18 protein-coding genes are annotated in these 17,180 nt (G+C 33.2%); 10 read left to right on the top strand and 8 right to left on the bottom strand.

Annotated elements, in window-relative coordinates:
- Positions 1-51 precede the first annotated feature (51 nt).
- Together clpX and clpP are read right to left on the bottom strand one after the other, a co-directional pair.
- Positions 52-1,284, bottom strand: a complete 1,233-nt coding sequence (gene clpX / locus ABEB18_RS03695; protein WP_348797710.1) for an ATP-dependent Clp protease ATP-binding subunit ClpX — start codon at positions 1,282-1,284, stop codon at positions 52-54.
- Between the two features lie 84 nt (positions 1,285-1,368).
- Positions 1,369-2,043 (bottom strand): ATP-dependent Clp endopeptidase proteolytic subunit ClpP, encoded by a 675-nt coding sequence (clpP, locus tag ABEB18_RS03690; RefSeq protein ID WP_348797709.1) that lies wholly within the window; start codon positions 2,041-2,043, stop codon positions 1,369-1,371.
- 119 nt (positions 2,044-2,162) lie between these two features.
- Here clpP and ABEB18_RS03685 point away from each other — a divergent pair, with 119 nt between their 5' ends.
- Positions 2,163-2,429, top strand: coding sequence for a hypothetical protein (locus tag ABEB18_RS03685; protein ID WP_348797707.1), 267 nt, complete (start codon positions 2,163-2,165; stop codon positions 2,427-2,429).
- 18 nt (positions 2,430-2,447) lie between these two features.
- Here the strand turns inward: ABEB18_RS03685 and ABEB18_RS03680 are convergent, their stop codons facing one another.
- Positions 2,448-3,773, bottom strand: coding sequence for a trigger factor (locus ABEB18_RS03680; protein WP_348797706.1), 1,326 nt, complete (start codon positions 3,771-3,773; stop codon positions 2,448-2,450).
- A 125-nt stretch (positions 3,774-3,898) separates the two neighbouring features.
- Complete coding sequence (locus ABEB18_RS03675) at positions 3,899-5,035, bottom strand: glycosyltransferase family 61 protein (protein ID WP_348797705.1); 1,137 nt, start codon at positions 5,033-5,035, stop codon at positions 3,899-3,901.
- Between the two features lie 306 nt (positions 5,036-5,341).
- Between ABEB18_RS03675 and ABEB18_RS03670 the strand changes: the two genes are divergently transcribed.
- Positions 5,342-5,710: a ribosomal maturation YjgA family protein gene (locus ABEB18_RS03670; protein ID WP_348797704.1), complete on the top strand. Its 369-nt coding sequence runs from the start codon at positions 5,342-5,344 to the stop codon at positions 5,708-5,710.
- A gap of 76 nt (positions 5,711-5,786) precedes the next feature.
- On the opposite strand, the gene ABEB18_RS03665 is transcribed toward ABEB18_RS03670, so the two are convergent.
- From ABEB18_RS03665 to ABEB18_RS03650, 4 genes are all read right to left on the bottom strand, one after another.
- Entirely contained in the window at positions 5,787-6,608 is an 822-nt protein-coding gene (locus ABEB18_RS03665) for an MOSC domain-containing protein (protein WP_348797703.1), read from the bottom strand.
- A gap of 153 nt (positions 6,609-6,761) precedes the next feature.
- Complete coding sequence (locus tag ABEB18_RS03660; RefSeq protein ID WP_348797702.1) at positions 6,762-7,106, bottom strand: phage holin family protein; 345 nt, start codon at positions 7,104-7,106, stop codon at positions 6,762-6,764.
- Positions 7,107-7,160: 54 nt separating this feature from the next.
- Positions 7,161-7,922, bottom strand: a complete 762-nt coding sequence (locus ABEB18_RS03655; RefSeq protein WP_348797701.1) for an alpha/beta fold hydrolase — start codon at positions 7,920-7,922, stop codon at positions 7,161-7,163.
- 85 nt (positions 7,923-8,007) lie between these two features.
- Complete coding sequence (locus tag ABEB18_RS03650) at positions 8,008-8,721, bottom strand: pyridoxine 5'-phosphate synthase (RefSeq protein ID WP_348797700.1); 714 nt, start codon at positions 8,719-8,721, stop codon at positions 8,008-8,010.
- A 112-nt stretch (positions 8,722-8,833) separates the two neighbouring features.
- On the opposite strand from ABEB18_RS03650, the gene ABEB18_RS03645 reads away from it, so the two are divergent.
- The 8 genes from ABEB18_RS03645 to murI all read left to right on the top strand — a co-directional run bounded on the left by ABEB18_RS03645 (position 8,834) and on the right by murI (position 17,179).
- Positions 8,834-9,493, top strand: a complete 660-nt coding sequence (locus ABEB18_RS03645; protein ID WP_348797698.1) for a CBS domain-containing protein — start codon at positions 8,834-8,836, stop codon at positions 9,491-9,493.
- Positions 9,494-9,547: 54 nt separating this feature from the next.
- Positions 9,548-10,435 carry an NAD kinase gene (locus ABEB18_RS03640; RefSeq protein WP_348797697.1) on the top strand — a complete coding sequence of 296 codons (888 nt, stop codon included), beginning with the start codon at positions 9,548-9,550 and terminating at the stop codon, positions 10,433-10,435.
- Between the two features lie 155 nt (positions 10,436-10,590).
- The gene (gene porG / locus ABEB18_RS03635; protein WP_348797696.1) at positions 10,591-11,268 is read left to right on the top strand and encodes a type IX secretion system protein PorG; all 678 of its coding nucleotides are present in this window, start codon (positions 10,591-10,593) and stop codon (positions 11,266-11,268) included.
- A gap of 7 nt (positions 11,269-11,275) precedes the next feature.
- Entirely contained in the window at positions 11,276-12,013 is a 738-nt protein-coding gene (uppS, locus tag ABEB18_RS03630; RefSeq protein WP_348797695.1) for an undecaprenyl pyrophosphate synthase, read from the top strand.
- A complete protein-coding gene (bamA, locus tag ABEB18_RS03625) occupies positions 11,946-14,690 on the top strand; it encodes an outer membrane protein assembly factor BamA (protein ID WP_348797694.1) in 2,745 nt (914 codons plus the stop codon). Before uppS ends, bamA begins: the two co-directional genes overlap by 68 nt.
- 35 nt (positions 14,691-14,725) lie before the next feature.
- Positions 14,726-15,712: an OmpH/Skp family outer membrane protein gene (locus ABEB18_RS03620; protein WP_348797693.1), complete on the top strand. Its 987-nt coding sequence runs from the start codon at positions 14,726-14,728 to the stop codon at positions 15,710-15,712.
- Positions 15,713-15,750: 38 nt separating this feature from the next.
- A complete protein-coding gene (locus ABEB18_RS03615) occupies positions 15,751-16,251 on the top strand; it encodes an OmpH/Skp family outer membrane protein (protein ID WP_348797692.1) in 501 nt (166 codons plus the stop codon).
- A gap of 151 nt (positions 16,252-16,402) precedes the next feature.
- Positions 16,403-17,179, top strand: a complete 777-nt coding sequence (murI, locus tag ABEB18_RS03610) for a glutamate racemase (protein ID WP_348797691.1) — start codon at positions 16,403-16,405, stop codon at positions 17,177-17,179.
- Position 17,180 lies beyond the last annotated feature (1 nt).

The raw sequence follows: 17,180 nt of genomic DNA, 5'->3' as shown, positions 1-17,180 counted from the left end.
TCCCAACTCTTTTAATGAGATGGGATTCTTTTATAATTATAAATCTAAAAATTAAGAAGCAATTTCCAATCGTTTCAATAAATTTTTATTCAATGTTTCTTTAGCGTATTCTAAATCAATTTCTAATTTTTTATCTTCAGAACTTGGCAATTCGTACATTGCATCGGTTAAAATAGCTTCGCATAAAGAACGCAATCCACGAGCACCTAATTTGTATTCTAACGCTTTTTCAACGATAAAATCCAAAGCCTCATCTGTGATACTAAAATCAACCTCATCCATTAAAAATAATTTATGATATTGTTTGATTAAAGCATTTTTAGGTTCAGTCAAAATGGCTCGCAATGTTGCTCTATCCAAAGGATCCATATGCGTCAAAACAGGCAAACGACCAATGATTTCAGGAATTAATCCAAAGTCTTTAATGTCTTTAGGAATAATATATTGTAGTAAATTATCCTTGTCTATATTATCTGTATTTTTTGATGTCGAATATCCAACAGCCTGGCGATTTAAACGTTTAGAAATAATACGTTCGACACCGTCAAAAGCACCTCCAGCAATAAACAAAATATTTTGTGTATTTACTTCAACAAATTTTTGATCTGGATGTTTACGCCCTCCTTTTGGTGGTACATTCACAACAGTTCCTTCCAATAATTTTAGCAAAGCCTGTTGTACTCCTTCACCAGAAACATCACGAGTGATAGAAGGATTGTCGCTTTTACGCGCAATTTTGTCAATTTCGTCGATAAAAACAATTCCTCTTTCGGCTTTCGTTACATCATAATCTGCTGCTTGTAACAGTCGAGTTAAAATACTTTCTACATCTTCTCCTACATAACCAGCTTCTGTCAAAACAGTAGCATCAACAATCGCTAAAGGTACATCAAGCATTTTGGCAATAGTTTTGGCAACCAAAGTTTTTCCAGTACCAGTTTGCCCTACCATGATGATATTACTTTTTTCAATCTCAACTTCATCATCTAGTTGCTGTTGCATCAAACGTTTGTAGTGATTGTAAACCGCTACAGACATTACTTTCTTGGTTTGCTCTTGACCTATAACATATTGATCTAGAAACGCTCTGATTTCTTTTGGCTTTTTTAAAATTAAATCTCCAACAAGGTTGGCTCCTTTATTAGTTTTTAATTCTTCCAGTACAATTCCATAAGCCTGCTCGATGCATTTGTCACAAATATGCGCATCAATACCTGCAATTAATAAATTGGTTTCTGGTTTCTTTCTTCCGCAGAAAGAACATTGTAATACTTGTTTTGCCATTTTTTTTTGTTTAAAGTTTAATCGTTTAAAGTTTAAAGCTCCCCAAGAAACCTTAAACCTTAAACCTTAAACTTGTAACTATTTTTATCCTCTTCTTAAAACTTCATCAATCATTCCGTATTCTTTGGCTTCGTCTGCAATCATCCAATAATCGCGTTCACTATCAGCATATACTTTATCGAATGGTTGTCCTGAATGATGTGAAATAATTTTATATAACTCGTCTTTCAATTTCAACATTTCGCGTAAATTGATTTCCATATCCGAAGCAACTCCTTGTGCTCCTCCTGATGGTTGGTGAATCATAACTCTTGAGTGTGGCAAAGCCGAACGTTTTCCTGCTGCACCAGCACATAAAAGAACGGCTCCCATAGAAGCTGCCATTCCTGTACAAATTGTTGCTACATCAGGCTTAATGTATTGCATCGTATCATAAATTCCAAGACCTGCATAAACACTTCCTCCAGGAGAATTCAAATAAATTTGAATATCCTTTGAAGCATCGGCACTTTCTAAGAATAACAACTGAGCTTGAACGATATTTGCAATTTGATCATCAATCCCTGTTCCTAGGAAAATAATTCTATCCATCATTAATCTTGAAAAAACATCCAATTGAGAAATGTTCAACTGACGTTCTTCAATAATATAAGGAGTCATTCCTTTTGGATTCATTGCCGATACTATTTTATCGTAGTACATTGCATTTACTCCTTGACCCTTAATCGCAAATTTTTTGAATTCTTTTCCGTAGTCCATATTTTAAAATAGTTTAAGGTTTAAAAGTTTGAAAGTTTAAAGTAACTACACAAAGACCATACCTTTTATTGATAATGCCAATATGTCTTATTTCTAGCCCAGATTGTAATGAAAAGTTTTTGAAATGGATTACTATTTTGTTGGTTAAAAAAAAGCGACCAACGGAAGCTCTTTTTTACCGTACCAAAAAAGGCCGCAATGAAAAAACTTGTAACAAAAGCTGGAAACGAGCGCAGCGAACTGACACAGTAATAGCTCCTAAAAATAATTCAGCTACAATCAAACAAAAGAGCGTCAGAAAAAATCTTCTGACGCTCAAATATAATTATTTTTCCTCAGTTTTTATGCAATACCCGATTGCTTTCGGCATTTTTGCTAAGAACTAATTTCTAACAACTTACAAATTATTCTCCGTATGAAGCAGCAATAAACTCTTCATAAGTTACTTCTTTTGTAGTTGGATTTGCTTTTTCTTTGAACAAATCAAGCAATTTAGCTGCAACAACTTGCTCAGAAAGTCGTTTCACTTCGTCTTGGTTTGATAATACTCTGGCTACAATTCCTTGAACTTCTTCGTCAGTAGGATTTGTTTGTCCAAATTGAGCCATTTGTTGTTTGATAGCATTGGTTGTAAAAGCTTTCAAATCTTCGAAAGTAATTTGGATATTACTAGCCGCCATTGCTTTTCCTTCGATCAATTGGAAACGTAAACCTTTTTCAGAACGAGCATACTCTACAGCTGCTTCTTCTGCGGTCATTTTTTTCTCACCAGTTGTTTGCAACCACTTGATTAAGAATTCTGATGGCAATTCGAATTTTGTATTTTCAATTAAAAATTCTTGAACATCAAATAATAATTTTTGATCTGCTTGTTGTGCAAATTGAGCCTCAGCATCTTCTTTGATCTTTGCTTTCAAATCTTCTAATGAAGCTACTTTTCCTTCACCAAATAACTTATCGAACAACTCTTGATTCAATTCAGCTGGTTCAGAAACATTGATTGCAGAAATTGTAAAATCTACATCAATAGCCAAACTATGTACGTTATCGTGACCTACTTTTAGGTAATCCATTAATTGGTGATCGTCTTGAAATAAACCTTTTGTATTTACGGTAACAACATCCCCTACTTCTTTTCCGATAAACAAATCAGCTGTAGCTTTATCTTTGAAAACCTCTAAAGACAGAGTAGTTTTATTATCAATTCCGTTCTCAGCGTTTACAAAAGTTCCAGTTACATCAGCATCAGCAGTAACTTTTTCAGCTGGATTAGCATTTCCAAATTGTTTTTGGATACGAGCTACTTGACCATCAATTAATTTATCATCAGCTGTAACTACATACTTAATAATATCGTTTTTAGCTTCTAAATCTATTTCAAAAGCAGGCACTAATCCTATTTCGAATTCGAAAACTAATTCTTCTGCAGTCCAGTCTAATTCTTCATTTACTTTAGGAAGTGGAGTTCCTAAAAGATGTAATCTTTCTGATTGAATGTAACGTTCCAAAGCCAAGTCAACAACTTTTTTAACTTCTTCTTGTTTGATTGCTTTACCATATTGTTTTTCAACAAGATCTTTAGGCACAGCTCCTTTTCTAAAACCTTTTACTTGCGCCAAAGGCATTTTCTCATTGATTCTTTTTGCTACTTGACCTTTGTAATCCATGTGAACAACCGTCATTACAATCGTTTCATTCACAGCATCTATTGCTACTCTTTTAATATCCATCTTCTTCTTTAATTTACATTATAAAATTGGGTCGCAAAATTACGTTTTTTTTGCAACCTAAACAAGTTTTTTAAAGTGATGATTTTCAATCCGTTTTTTAGCAACAATCAACTCATTAATAGACCTTAGCCAATTTTATTTTTAGGAAAAAGATCAATGGTTCGCAACACTTCGTCTAAAGCTACATAAAAGTCATTTCCTTTGGGAATTCCAACAACAAATCCATAATTTATATTTTCCATATCTGTAGTTATTTTCAAAACTCCACAAAATCGATTTGGAGGCTGCAATGTCAAGACCGAAGCACCAGGTTCTAACACCATCAGACCATGCATCAAGTGACTTCCCTCTATTCCAACCAGCATTTGCGCTCCTACACAAGCCGAAATAATTTCTGAAACCGAATCCCGAGTAACATCTACTATTTTATAACCGTATGCTTCACGAAGTTTTTCGGCGATTTCAATTTCATTCAACATGATTCGCGATTTCCCAGAATTACGTCTTAAAATAAACACCCCAGGATGCGAATTTCCATTGAATTTGTGCAATAATTTATTTCGAATTACTGAAAATCGCTCGCTTTTGCTTTTATTATTCCCCCAATCTTCATCAAAAAAAACTGCATTTCTCAGGTATGCCGCATTGGTTCGAAATGGATTCATATCAAACATTGACTCATATTGAAGCATGTGTGGACTCGAAAAAATATTTGATGTAACAGGCAAACCTTCGGATGCTGCCAATGGATACATTGTACAATCATCAGTAAGCCAAAGTCCAAAAAAAGCATTACCATCGTAAGAATTATAAACAGCTGCATTATCAATCTCGGTATCTACTAAAACTGGCGGAAATAAATACATTTCTTTTTTGAACTGAGATCGTGGATGTAAAATAAACTGATTCAAATTTTTATGAATAACCCCATTAATCATCCAGATATTTTTTAATTTATACGCTCTAGTAGGAGCATGAAGTATTTCGTATCCTCCATACATCATGGCTTTCGGATCATCGGTATAAGCCGTTCCAGTAATACGATTAAGTTGTTCTTCTAAAAAATAAGCTTTCGAAACAATGCTTGAGGTTGCAGCTGCAATTTCCCATGATTTATCCGAAAGATTTTCTAAGACATTTCCTTGGCGAAACATCATATAAGCTTTCTTTATCCCTTTAAGATATTTTGTATAGCCAATAGCAGTAAATCGATTCTTTTTTTGAATACAATACTCTTTATTCGAAAGAAAATTATTTTCCATGATTCAAAATTTAACACCTAAGATTACTTAGACTACAAACTCAAAGCAATACAAAAGTAAACCTTTCTATATCAAAACAATCACAATGCAAACATTCAATACAACACAACACTAATATAACTATTTATTACACGCTTTACCGCAAAAGAAACATTATTTTTAGAAATTGTATAGCATTCAAATTTTACTTTCTATTGAATCCGAATAGCTATTTCTAAACTGTAGATTATAGAAAAATTAAGACTACATTTACTTTTTAAAATGATATTTATCAAAAAAAAAGATGGATTCTGTAAAATATCACTTATGATAAAATTCAACCTTAATTATTTTGCGATAACAGTGTTGCTCTTTTTTACTGAAATCTTTATCGCAATGTTCGTTCACGATACTTTTATAAGGCCTTATTTTGGTGATTTTCTTGTGGTCCTTTTAATCTATTGCTTCCTGAAATCTTTTTTAGAACTAACTGTAACACAAACAGCAATACTGGTTTTACTGTTTTCATTTGGTATAGAATTTTTGCAATATCTAAACATTATAAAAAAACTCAATCTTGAGAATTCGGAAATAGCAAGCATTATTCTTGGAAGTTCCTTTTCTTGGATCGATATTTTAGCTTATACATTAGGTATAATTTTCATCATTGGAGTTGAATTTTTCCGCAAGAAATAAGACTTTATCTATATTTTTAAAACAAAAAAGGAATCGTTGAAATTCCTTTATATATTATTATTCGACACCTATAAACCTATCTATCCTTGTCTAGTACATTTATTTCATCGCCAACCGAAACTGTTCCTACTCCCAACCCAATCAAATTTTGACCAAACAATACTTTATTTCCAAAATTTCTAAATTTTGCCAATGTCTTTAACGGATCTTTGCTTGATACGACTCCTTTTTCCTGATCTACAGTAGTCATTACGCAACGATCACATCTTTTTACCCCTGCAAAAGGAACGTTACCGATTTTAAAATTTCGCCAAAAATCTTCCTCAAAGGCCGCTCCGTTAGTAAAAACAAAATTGGGACGAAATCTATTCATAGAAACTTTTTCATCCAAACGACTATTTAAATCATCTAGTGAACTTTGTCCAATAATCAAAAAGGGATAAGCATCTGCAAAAGAGGTAATTTCTTCACCAGAAATAGCATAATCCGGATCTACTTTTCGCTTACTCTCGTCAGGCATATAAACCAATCGTGCAGAAAACCCAACAATTTTAGAAAACCAATTTGAAATCTCCGAACTCACTTCAAAAGCATCAATAGTATCATCCCAAACGACAACTTTTATTGTATCATTTTTTCGTTCAACATCTAGACAAAAAGGCACAATTATCCATTCTAAAAGTTCTTTGTGAACAATTTTCAAATTACCCTCTATAATTTCAGGTCTAAAAAGTGCCAATTGAGGATGCTCTCTTTGTGTCAAAAAACGATTATCATCATCAACAAGCAACCAGCGTCTATCCAATTCTAAACCTCGATCGGTAACTTGAGCCTCTTGTAACGATATACCTCCTAACGATTTTACAGGATACACCCAAATTTCAGAAAGTTTCAACATAATTCTCTTTTTTTTATTTGCTTGTACGTTTACCGTTAATCATCACTCCTTCTCTTTTTATTTAAACAAAAGCTGTATTTGGAATTTCGAAAACCAAATACAGCTTTTGCAAAACACAATTATTAAATATAGCTTGTTATAGTTTTTTAAAATCTACTTATCACCACCTACAATAGAATAAACAATTGATTGGGACAAAGACAAAATGACACTAAAAAACATTGCGATCCAAAATGTATCTACGGTAAAGCCTCCAACTATTTTGGTACACAAAAGGATTACCAATGCATTTACCACCAACAGAAACAACCCTAGAGTAACTATTGTAAAAGGCAAAGTAAGTAAAACCATTATAGGCTTAATAAACACATTAAGTAATCCCAACACAATTGCCACAACCATTGCCGTAAAAGGTCCTGCAACATGTACACCAGGCAAAAAATGGGCAATCCCAAAAACCAAACCAGCTGTAACAATTATTCTTAAAATCAATCCCATACTATTTTCTTTTAAGTTTTAATAAAAGTAATAAAAAATCTAAACTATAATCAGCTATTTTAAAAAATTAATAACTAATTCGTAAAATATTACAGGATTTTCGGCATGTAACCAATGTCCAACATTTGGGATAGTCGCTATGGCCGAATCTGAAAAGTGGCTTTTAATAGTTTCAAAATCACCATCAAGAATATAATTAGAATTCCCGCCGCGAATAAAAAGTGTAGGCTTATCGAAAACTAGATTTGCAGGCAATGCTTCTCCGATACTTTCAATTTTTTCGTTAAAAACTTTCAAATTAAATCGGAAAGCCAACTGTCCTGGTTCTACCCAATAAAGATTTTTCATCAAAAATTGTCTTGTTCCAAAATCCGAAATATAGACTTTCAGTACCTCTTCAACATCGTTTCGACTTGGTTTTGTACTAAAATCGACAGCATTAAGACCCGCTAAAATATCTTGATGGTGAGGAGGATAAAACTTTGGTCCTATATCGGCCACAACCAACCGATCAACTAAATCTGGAAAGGTAGTCGCCAAAAGCATGGCTGTTTTTCCTCCCATTGAATGCCCAATCACATCAACAGCTGTTAATTTATGAGCTTGACAATAATCATAAACATCTTGTACCAAGACTTTATAATTAAACTCATCCGAATGAAAACTACGTCCGTGATTTCGTAAATCTAATAAATGAACCTGAAAACCATCGTTAGCAAATTGAGCTCCTAATGATTTCCAGTTGTCAGACATTCCAAGAAATCCATGAATAATTAAAAGAGGTTTTCCTGATCCTTCAATTTTTGAATAAAGCATTATGATTTTAGATTACAGATTTTAGATTGCAGATTACAGATTTTATCAAAACCTACATATACAAATCATCAATCTGGTTTATAAACTATTTTAATTTTTGTAAATACATATTTACCACATTATCTAATCCGAGATAAAGCGCTTCCGAAATCAAGGCGTGTCCTATAGAAACTTCCAATAATCCTGGGATATTTTGCTTGAAAAATTGAATATTATCCAAGCTCAAATCATGACCAGCATTAATCCCCAAACCTAATTCATTGGCCAAATTTGCCGATTTCACATAAGGATCGATTCCTTTTTCATTCCCTAAACTGTATTGATGCGCAAATGCTTCCGTATATAGTTCAATTCGATCGGTTCCTGTTTTTTTGGCTCCTTCGATCATTTTCTCAATTGGATCCACAAAAATAGAAGTTCTAATTCCGTTACGTTGAAACTCCTGAATTACATCAATCAAGTACGATTGATTCTTTACCGTATCCCAACCCGCTGAAGAAGTTATAGCACCAATAGCATCTGGAACCAAAGTTACCTGATCCGGTTTGCATTCTAGAACCAAGTCGATAAAATTATGCTGCGGATTTCCTTCAATATTATATTCTGTGTAAACAATCGATTTTAAATCTCTTGCGTCTTGATAACGAATATGGCGCTCGTCTGGACGTGGATGAATCGTGATTCCTTGCCCTCCAAATTTCTGAATATCCGTTGCTACTTTGAGCAAATCGGGAACATTTCCTCCACGCGCATTACGCAAAGTAGCTATTTTATTTATATTAACACTAAGTTTTGTCATAAGAAACAACTATTAATTGAATACGTTAATTTGAATCGCAAAAATACAAAGTAAAAGGTAGCATATTTTGTATATTTTTGATTATTTTGCATCTATTATTGAGTGAAAATCTATGACAGACTTAAAAGACTACATAACGAACGACTTCAAAGCAATTGACATCCAAGAAACCATTGGAGTGGTTCAAGATTTTTTTGATGATTTAACTTTTTCTCATTTTCCTATTATCGAAGAAGGAATTTACATTGGCAGCATTGTTGCCGATGATGTCGAAACTTTTGATAGTGATAAAAAAATATCCGATTATAAATATACTTTAGAACATTTTTTTGCCAGAACCAATATGATTTGGCTGGATGTTTTAGAGGTATTTGCCAAAAACCACAGCAACTTAGTTCCTATTTTGGACGAAAACAACAAATATATTGGGTATTACGAAATCGAAGATGTCATCAAGTTTTTTCACGAAACTCCGTTTTTAAAAGAACAAGGGGCACTCATAGTTGTTAGTAAAGAAGCTATTGATTATTCGATGAGTCAAATTACACAAATTGTTGAAAGCAACAACAGTAAACTTTTGGGACTTTTCATCTCAAATTCTACAGCCTCTACTATTGAAGTTACTTTAAAAATTAGCTCAGGTTCACTTAATGAAATCATACAAACTTTCAGAAGATACAATTACGAGATCATTTCAGAACATAACGAAGATAATTACATCAACAATTTAAAAGAGCGTTCAGATTATTTGGATAAATATTTGAACATATAGTTATTGAAATAAAACAAAAGCATCAATAACAAAAACAAATTATAAAAAGACAGGATGAAAGTAGCTATTTTTGGCCAATATTATTTGGTAAGCACAGAACCAATTATAAAAGACATTTTTGTGTTTTTCAACAATAATAATGTAGAAATGGCTATCGAATCCAATTTCTTGAATATGTTGTATGAAAAAAAGATAGTCGAAAAACAATACAACACCTTTTCCTCTTATGACGAATTAGATTCCAGCTTCGATATGCTGATAAGCATTGGTGGAGACGGAACCATGCTTAGAGCCGTTACATTGGTAAGAAATTCTGGAATTCCAATTTTAGGCATAAATGCAGGCCGATTAGGTTTTTTGGCCACAGTTCAAAAAGAGAACATAGCAGCTTTTATGCAATTTGTCATTGACAAAAAGTACAAAATTTCTAAGAGAACTCTTTTGAGTTTGAGTTGTTCACCTGAAAACAAAGACTTAGACGAAGGGCTCAATTTTGCATTGAACGAAATATCAGTTAGCCGAAAAGACACCACCTCGATGATAACAATTGATACTTATTTGAATGATGAGTTTTTAAATTCGTATTGGGCAGATGGTCTCATTATTGCAACCCCAACTGGCACCACAGGATATTCATTAAGTTGCGGTGGCCCCATTTTGACACCCGATGTAAACAGCTTAGTTATTACTCCAATTGCACCACACAACCTGAATGCAAGACCACTTGTTGTACCAGATGATATCGAAATCCGATTGAAAGTTTCCGGTCGAGAAGAGCAATACTTAGTTTCGCTAGATTCTAGAATTGCAAGCGTTCGAAACGATTCTATTTTGACCATCAAGAAAACGAATTTTCAAATAAACATGGTCGAAATTCCAGGAGAAACCTTCTTTAAAACCCTTAGAACAAAATTACTTTGGGGCGAGGACAGAAGAAATTAATAGACTACTGCTTATACTTTTTATAAACTTTTCATCGTTTATAACTCATCTCTTATATATAAAAAAAGGGAGCTCGTCTAAAAAAAGACACTAATCTTCAGATGCGTATTGAATACTGCTGATAATTATTATATTTGCAGGCAATTTATTAATTTATGAGCAAAATTTTCATTTCATTATTATGCTTACTGACATTTACAACTATCCATGCCCAAATACATGAAATAGGAGTTTTTCTAGGAGGCAGTAATTATATAGGTGATGTGGGTTCTACAACTTACATAGCACCAAATGAAGGTGCATACGGAATTCTATACAAATGGAATAAAAGTCCGAGACATGCTTATCGATTTTCATATACTCAATCTCAAATTTCAGGAAATGATCACGACTCAGATGAGCCAGGTCGCAAAAACAGAGGTTACAAATTCAAAAACAACATAAAAGAATTTTCTGCTGGATTAGAATTTAATTTTTTTGATTTTAACTTACATCATGAAAGACCAAAGTTTACGCCTTATGTGTTTTCAGGGTTAAACTTTGTTATGTATGACAATCTATATCTTGACTCAGGTGTCATGAACAAGCAAAACATGAAAACCACTTTGGCCATCCCTATGATATTAGGTATAAAAACCAATATCTCTAGAAATTTTGTTCTAGGGCTTGAAGCAGGCGCTAGATACACATTTACAGACAATCTAGACGGTAGCAATCCAAGTGACAGTAATTTACCAAAGTTTGGAAACTTAAACAACAATGACTGGTATGTTTTCACAGGCTTGACATTGACTTACACTTTTGGAGAAAAACCATGTTACTGCGCATATTAAATTAAAGATGTTAAGAGACGAAATAAACACAGCTAATATCCCAAAACACCTTGCCATCATTATGGACGGTAATGGTCGTTGGGCAAAACAAAGAGGATATCTTCGAACACTTGGTCACGAAAACGGATCAAAATCATTAAAAGCAATCATCAAAGAATGCAACTCTTTAGGAATTGAATACCTAACAGTTTATGCATTTTCAACAGAGAATTGGAACAGACCAAAATTAGAGGTCGAAACTTTAATGAAAGTGTTAATCAAAACACTACGAAAAGAACTCCCTACCATGACAGAAGGCAACATCAGAATGAATGCCATAGGAAATCTTGAGAAACTTCCTAAAAAAGCACAAGCAGAGCTATTTGACGTAATTGACAAAACCAAAAACAATACGAAAATGACACTAACTTTGGCTTTAAGTTACGGATCTAGAGAAGAATTAGTAAATGTTGTGAAAACTATAAGTGATAAAGTTAAAAATAATATAATTTCAATAGACAGTATTGACGATTCAATTATAAATAAGCATCTTTACACGCATAATTTACCTGATGTAGATTTATTAATAAGAACCAGTGGCGAACATCGAATAAGTAATTTTTTGCTTTGGCAAATAGCCTATTCAGAATTATACTTTACCGATGTTTTATGGCCTGATTTTAAAGAAGAAAATTTACATGAGGCCATCATTAGTTATCAAAAAAGAGAACGTCGATTTGGAAAAACAAGCGAACAAATTAAATAATTTTTTAGTGTTACATAATAGCATAAAACTAGTCCTTTCCTTTGTACTATTAGGAGCTTTTACTCAAATCAAAGCTCAAGACAGAGTCCCATTTGATCAAGGCAAAAAATATATTTTAGGTGATGTAAAAGTAATTGGAGAAATCAGCTTCAATCCTCAAACAGTAGTTACATTTGCTGGTTTAGAAAAAGGACAAGAAATAACAATTCCAGGCGAACAAATCAGTAGTTCTATAAAAAAGTTAGGGAAACTTGGTCTTTTTGACGAAATCGCTTTTTATATCAATAGAGTAGAAAACGACAGCATCTTTCTTGACTTACAAATCAATGAATTACCTAAAATAAACGAAGTACGATTTGTAGGAGTTTCCAAAAGCAAAACCGAGAGTTTCATTAAAGACAATGGTCTAACAAACGGAAAAATCGTAACCGAAAACTTACTGACAACAACCAAAAATTATATTGAAAAAAAATATAAAAAAGATGGTTTTTACAATGCAAAAGTTAACATTTCGACATCAAGAGATAGTTTACCAAGCAATCAAGTAAACATGCTTGTACGTGTAGATGTTGGTAAAAAAATGAAAGTATATAAAATTGATTTTGAAGGAAACAAAGAACTGCCTAGCAAAAAGCTAATGCGTTCTATGAAAAACACAAAAGAAAAAAACATAACACACGTTTTAAAAAGATCCAAATATATTCAAGATAAATACCAAGAAGATTTAGAAAAAATTGTTAACGACTATAAAAAAATAGGATTCCGTGACGCTCGTATCGTAAGCGACTCAATAGCATACAACGAAGAAGAAGATGGAATTTATATAAAAATTAAAGTCGAGGAAGGTAAAAAATATTACTTTGGTGATATCAAATTTATTGGTAACACAGTTTATTCTGATGAAGGTTTACGTAGCATGTTAGGAATAAACAAAGGAGATGTTTATAACGGAGTTTTATTACAAGAAAGAATTGCAGACAAGTCTAAACCAGACGGTGAAGACATCACAAACTTATACCAAAACAACGGATATTTATTCTCGACTATCAATGCTGTCGAAACCAAAACTACTGATAATGTTATTGATTTTGAGATTAGAGTTACTGAAGGACCTATAGCTTATTTCAACAAAATCACTGTTGTAGGAAACGACAAAACTAACGACGAAGTAATCTATCGAGAGTTAAGAACAAAACCAGGTGAAAAATACAACAAAGCCGAATTAGTAAGAACAATCAGAGAGATTGGTCAATTAGGATTTTTTGATCCAGAAAAAATTGAGCCAAAATTCAAAAATGTTGACGCTGCAGCCGGTACAGTTGATATTGAATACAATGTAATCGAAAAAGGAGCCAGCCAAATAGAGCTTCAAGGAGGTTACGGTGGTGGAGGTTTTGTGGGTACATTGGGACTATCTTTCAACAACTTTTCGGCAAGAAACATGTTTAATAAAGACGCTTACCGACCACTTCCTATGGGAGACGGACAAAAAGTTGCTTTGCGTTTGCAAGCCAGTTCTTACTACAGAACCTATAGTTTATCTTTTTCTGAACCTTGGTTTGGTGGAAAGAAACCAGTTTCGTTTAGCACCTCATTTGCATTTAGCCAGCAATATAGCTCAAACTATCAGTTGCAAAAAATTGACAAGTCAAAATACATAAACATTTTATCATTATCTGTTGGTATGGCAAAAAGGCTAACAGTACCTGATGATTTTTTCACCCTATCACAAGCCGTGAGATTCCAGCAATACGACTTACATAACTACTACTATGGGTTGTTTACGTTTGCAAATGGAAGTTCTAAAAATTTATCGTACAATATTGGGCTCACAAGAAACAGTAAAGGTTTAAATCCTATTTTCCCAACTTATGGTGCGGAATTCAGTGTAACTGGAGAATTCACTTTGCCATATTCTTTGTTTAACGGAGTGGATTATGCAACATTAGGTGACCAACAAAAATACAAATATATTTACTCAGGATCATCTTATGTAGATAGCAACGATAGAGTTGTAAGCAGTGGAGATTATCTTGAGAGCATACCATCTACGAGTAATCCAACACCAAACAAAGTAGATAATTACCAGGATGCAGTAGCTGATCCTGCAAAAGTAGATCAAGAAAAATACAAATGGTTAGAGTACTATAAAGTTCAATTTACAGGAGATTGGTTTACAACTTTATACAAAAAATTAGTATTACGTTCCTTAGTACAATTTGGATTCTTAGGAGCATATAATCAAGACAGGGGAGTTATTCCTTTTGAAAGATACTATTTAGGAGGAGATGGTATGGCAGGTAGTTCTATTGATGGAAGACAAAACATACAGTTAAGAGGATATGAAAATGGAGCCTTAACACCTGCAAGTTCAACAGGAGATGCCTATGGTGCTACTATATACAATAAGTTCTCATTAGAATTACGTTATCCTATAACCCTAAAAGCATCGGCTTCTATCTATGCATTGGCATTTGCAGAAGCAGGACAATCCTACGAATCGCTTTCAGATTATCAACCTTTTAACCTAGCAAGATCAACAGGTGCAGGATTAAGGGTATTCATGCCTGCATTTGGTTTATTAGGAATTGATTTTGGATACGGATTTGACGCAGTACCTGGAGCAATCAAACCAAGCGGATGGCAAACGCATTTTATTATTGGACAACAATTTTAAGTAAATTTGGTTTGAGAATTCTAAAATTAAAAATTATGAGAAAAGAATTTTTATTTATAATTTTAGCCCTTATTGCAACAACAAGTTACGCTCAAACCAGAGGAAACAAAGTTGGCTATATCGATATGGAATACATTTTAGAAAATGTTCCGAATTACATAGAAGCCAAAGCTCAATTAGAGCAAAAAGCCCAGAAATGGAAACAAGAAATTGAAGCAAAAAAAATAGAAATCAATAAATTAACAGAAGCTTTAAAAGCTGAAAAACCTTTATTGACTGCTGATTTAATAGAAGAAAGAGAAGCCGAAATAAAGTTTCTTGAAACCGAAAAATTAGATTATCAACAAAAAAGATTTGGTCCAAATGGAGATTTAATCATTCAAAAAAATGGTTTGGTAAAACCAATACAAGACCAAGTTTTTACAGCTGTACAAGATATAGCCGAAGCCAAAAAATACGATTTCATCTTTGATAAATCTTCACACTTAACAATTCTTTTTGCGGCAAAACGATTTGACATTAGTGACCAAGTAATTCGAGTATTAAATCGAACTGACAAAAGAGAACAATTGTCTAAAAAACAGTTGAAAGAAGAACAATTAAAAGAAGAACATGAAGATGCCTTGGATGATAATCCTGAATTGGCCGCTAGAGAAAAAGCATTATTAGATAAAAAAGCAGCTCGCGAAAAGCTTGTTGCCGAAAAAAAAGCAGCTCAAGAAGAGGCTAAAAGAAAATACGAAGAAAGAAGGCAACAACTATTGGCTGAAAGAGAAGCTAAAAAAAATGGCACAGTTGTTGAGGCAAAAAAAGAAACAGCAGCAACAACCGAAAGCACTACTACTAATGCAGCCGAAACTGGAGAGGTTAAACTAAGTGCACAAGAAGAACGCAAAAAAGCACTCGAAGAAAAAAGAAAAAAAATATTAGAAGAACGAGAAGCCAATAAAAAAGCACTCGAAGAAAAAAGGTTAAAAGAAATTGAAGAAAAAGAAGCTCTAAAAAATCAAACAACGAAATAAAAATCAAACACTAATTAATTACTAAATATTTTAAAACAATGAAACAATTCAAAACTTTACTAATTGCTGCAATTCTTTTTATAGGAGCAACACAAATTACAACTGCTCAAACAAAAGTTGCTCATGTTGATGTAGCTGAAATTATGGGAAAAATGCCAGCGATGCTAGATGCTCAAAAGCAATTGGAAAAATTAGGAACTACTTACGACGCTGAATACAAAAAAATGGTAGAAGAATACCAAGCAAAATTAAAAAAATATGATGCTGAAGCTACAACTGTTACTGAGGCTGTAAACGGTGAGCGTCAGAAAGAAGTTCAAGACATGCAAAAAAGAATTGTTGACTATAGAGACAATGCTCAAAAAGAATTGCAAACTAAAGAATCTGAAATCGTTAAACCACTTATGGAAAAAGTAAGAGCTTCTATCCAAAAAGTTGGTAAAGCAAAAGGATTCCAATATGTATTAGACGGATCTACTCTTTTATTAGCAGACGGAACAAACATCACTGCTGATGTAAAAAAAGATTTAGGTTTTTAATCTAAAGGAAATCTATCAAAAACTGCTCTCTCCTTATATTTTTTTTGGAGTGAGCAGTTTTTTTTTACACTATAATTTATAGTATATTTAAACTAAAAATCATTCAACCACTATACCTAAAATAAGGCACTTAAGTTCAAATTTTAAAACCATGACAAATAATAATCCTATTGGTGTTTTTGACTCAGGAATTGGAGGAACTTCTATTTGGAAAGAAATTCATCACTTACTCCCAAACGAGCAAACCATATATTTAGCCGATAGCAAAAACGCTCCTTACGGACAAAAGTCTAAAAAGGAAATTATCGAGTTGAGTATGAAAAATACCGATTTATTAATTGAAATGGGGTGCAAACTAATTGTAGTAGCTTGTAATACAGCTACCACAAATGCCATTCAGGAATTAAGAGCCAAATACCCTGTTCCGTTCATTGGAATCGAACCAGCCATTAAACCTGCTGCCACAAACTCCAGAACTCAAACCGTAGGAATTCTAGCCACAAAAGGAACACTAAACAGTGAGCTATTTAATAAAAACATAGAGAAATTTCAAGACACCAAAATCATCGAACAAATTGGTCATGGACTAGTGCAGTTAATCGAAGAAGGGAAAATTGAAACACCCGAAATGACACAATTACTTCTATCTTACCTCAACCCAATGATTGAGGCCAATATCGATTATTTGGTATTAGGATGCAGCCACTACCCGTATCTAATTCCTGAGATAAAAAAAATACTCCCTGAGCACATTCACATTATCGATTCTGGAGAAGCAGTAGCAAAACAAACCCAAAATATTCTTAGAGAAAAAACAGGCTTTTCGAATCTAGAAAACAGAAAGCCCATTTTTTATACTAATTCCAATTCAAAAGTTTTGGCTTCTATTTTAGGGAATAAATACGATGTTGTAGAAAAAGATTTTTAAA

The sequence above is a fragment of the Flavobacterium adhaerens genome (genome assembly GCF_040045115.1).
In the GTDB taxonomy this organism is placed as follows: Bacteria; Bacteroidota; Bacteroidia; order Flavobacteriales; family Flavobacteriaceae; genus Flavobacterium; species Flavobacterium adhaerens.
The sequence above is the reverse complement of the archived record's forward strand: the minus strand, read 5'-3'. Positions and strand labels throughout refer to the sequence as shown.